At 47.6% G+C, this 3027-nt stretch carries 1 protein-coding gene; it reads right to left on the bottom strand.

The window, feature by feature from the left end; translation table 11 throughout:
- Positions 1-16 precede the first annotated feature (16 nt).
- On the bottom strand, positions 17-2803 hold the full coding sequence (acnA, locus tag ACTXGO_RS11770) for an aconitate hydratase AcnA (protein WP_443542690.1): 2787 nt from the start codon (positions 2801-2803) through the stop codon (positions 17-19).
- Between the last annotated feature and the right edge of the window lie 224 nt (positions 2804-3027).

Genomic DNA, 3027 nt, shown 5'->3' with positions numbered 1-3027 from the left:
TAGCTCTAATTAATCATTACGCAGCGTCTTTACTCTCCGCAGCGAGCTGACGTAGTACATAATGCAATACCCCGCCATGACGCACGTATTCGCGCTCTTTTGGCGTCTGTAAGCCTACGTTTACCTCAAAGGTTTCGTTTGAGCCATCAGCGCGAGTTGCAGTAACTTGAGCAGTTTTGCTCTCGCCATTGTTCAGACCAGTAATGCTTAGCACTTCTGAACCGTCAAGGTTAAAGGTCTCAGCGTTCTCGCCCTCTTTAAAGGTCAATGGCAATACACCCATGCCGACTAGGTTTGAGCGGTGAATACGCTCGAACGAGCTGGTTAACACGGCTTTTACACCCAGCAATATCGTACCCTTTGCAGCCCAGTCACGGCTAGAGCCTGAACCATACTCCGCGCCGCCAAGAACAACGAGTGGACGCTTATCTTCTTTATACTTCATAGCGGCGTCATAGATGGCCATCTCTTTGCCGTCTGCAAGTGTCGCTTTGTCGTCTTTAAAGTAGTAAGTATAGCCACCCTCGCGGCCATCCATCATCGAGTTTTTGATACGGATATTGGCAAAGGTACCGCGAGTCATGACCGCATCATTACCACGGCGCGAGCCATAGCTGTTGAAGTCCGCTTCCATAACGCCGCGCTCTTGCAAGTACTTGCCTGCTGGCGAGTCAGGATCGATATTACCGGCTGGTGAGATATGATCGGTAGTAATAGAGTCACCGAACAGACCTAAGATGCGCGCGCCTTCGATATCAGGAATACCTTCTGGCTCCATAGTCATACCATCAAAGAACGGCGGGTTTTTGATGTAAGTAGAACCCTCATCCCAAGGATATAGCTGACTATCGGCTGAGCTAATCGCGTTCCAAGCTTTGCTACCATCGAATACTTCGCCGTAGTTTTTGCGGAACATATCAGCATCGATGTTATTGGCAATCAGCTCATTGATCTCATCAGAGGTCGGCCAGATGTCTTTTAGATAGACGTCGTTGCCTTCCTGATCTTGTCCTAACGGCTGCGTCGTTAGATCGATATCAACCGTACCTGCCAGCGCATAAGCGACAACTAGCGGTGGTGATGCTAGATAACTTGCCTTTACGTGTGAGTGGATACGACCTTCAAAGTTACGGTTACCAGAGAGTACGGCAGCGGCAACGAGATCATTTTCTTCAATGCCATCCTCGATTGCCTCTAAAAGTGGCCCTGAGTTACCAATACAAGTGGTACAACCATAACCTACTAAGTAAAAGCCTGTTTTCTCTAGCTCTTCCATTAATTTAGATTTCTCTAAATAGTCTGTGACCACTTTTGAGCCTGGCGCTAATGAGGTCTTGACCCACGGCTTAGCTTTTAAGCCTTTAGCAGCAGCCTTTTTGGCCACAAGGCCTGCACCAATCATAACCGCAGGGTTTGAGGTGTTGGTACAAGAGGTAATCGCAGCGATAACCACTGAACCGTCACGTAATTTGTGCTTTTTATCATTGATATTGACGTCAGAGTAGACGTTAGGCTTAGCATAGAGTCTATCAGCTTGCTCTTGCTCACCGCCTTCTTGATCAAAGCGTACTTTGCCCTCGACTTCTGATTTGCGATCTTTAGTCATTTTCGCTAATGTCTCGCCAAATTTTTCATGCATATCAGATAGATTGATACGCTGCTGTGGCAAGTTAGGACCAGCTAGTGCAGGCTGCACCGAGGATAGATCTAAGTGCAAGTTGCTCGAATAAGTCGCCGCTGGCGTGTCAGCATCGTGCCACATGCCTTGGGCTTTGGCATACTTTTCGACCAGCTCAATTTGATCATCGCTGCGGCCTGATAGACGTAGATAGTCAATCGCCATTTGATCAATTGGGAAGATACCACAAGTTGCACCATACTCAGGCGACATGTTAGCAATCGTCGCACGATCTGCAAGCGGCATCTGATGTAAGCCTTCGCCATAAAATTCAACGAACTTACCGACAACGCCGTGTGCGCGTAACATCTCAACGACACGCAGTACTAAATCTGTCGCCGTTACGCCCTCATTGAGCTTACCTGTCATCTCAAAACCGACTACTTGCGGGATGAGCATAGATGACGGTTGACCCAGCATCGCAGCTTCGGCTTCAATACCGCCCACGCCCCAACCGAGTACGCCGATACCATTGATCATCGTCGTATGACTATCGGTACCAAATACCGTATCAGGGTACGCGGTCAACTCGCCATTGACGTCCGCTGCCATGACGACACGCGCTAAGTACTCAAGGTTGACCTGATGCACGATACCGGTCGCTGGTGGTACAACAACGAAGTTTTCAAAGGCATTTTTGCCCCAATGCAAAAACTCATAGCGCTCATTGTTACGCTTAAATTCAATCTTTTCGTTGAGATCAAGGGCGTCTTCACGACCATAAGCATCGACTTGTACCGAGTGATCGACGACCAGCTCACTTGGGATAAAAGGATTGATCTGCTCCGCTTTTCCGCCAAGCTCAACGACCGCATCACGCATAGCCGCCAGATCAACAACTGATGGTACACCTGTGAAATCCTGCAACACTACGCGCGCTGGCATAAAGGCGATCTCTTTTGACGCTTCTGCGCCTGCGTCCCAGTTAGCGACCGCTTCGATGTGGTTTTTGCCAACGGACTGACCATCGTCCTCGTTGCGTAGTAAGTTTTCAAGTACGACCTTCATACAAAACGGTAGCGTATCGATGTTGTCGTAAGTCTCAGCAAGTTTGGGCAAACTATAGTAAGCATGCTCCTTGCCATCAACGCTCAAGGTGTCTTTTACATTAAAAATATCACTCATGGTAGCTTCCTTATCTACTAGGTAGAGGTTATGAATTTATTATTATCACTGCTCATAAAATATCGCGGGTGCTGCGATTCTACTGCGCTGACAGCACCTATAATTACTCTTATAACTGTCAGCATTAGTACTCTTCTACCATAGCAAATAAGAGCACAGTTGTTAACACTAAGTCGTTGATGAATAGTAACCAAAAGGATAATCAAAATAACAGCTTAGTCCTA

This window comes from Psychrobacter sp. T6-1 (assembly GCF_052258445.1).
Note: the sequence above shows the minus strand (reverse complement) of the source record. Positions and strands in the feature narration are given on the sequence as shown.

Bases quoted from the DNA above. Each gene is read 5' to 3' on its own strand.
- acnA (WP_443542690.1), bottom strand. From the start codon at position 2,803: ATGAGTGATATTTTTAATGTAAAAGACACCTTGAGCGTTGATGGCAAG.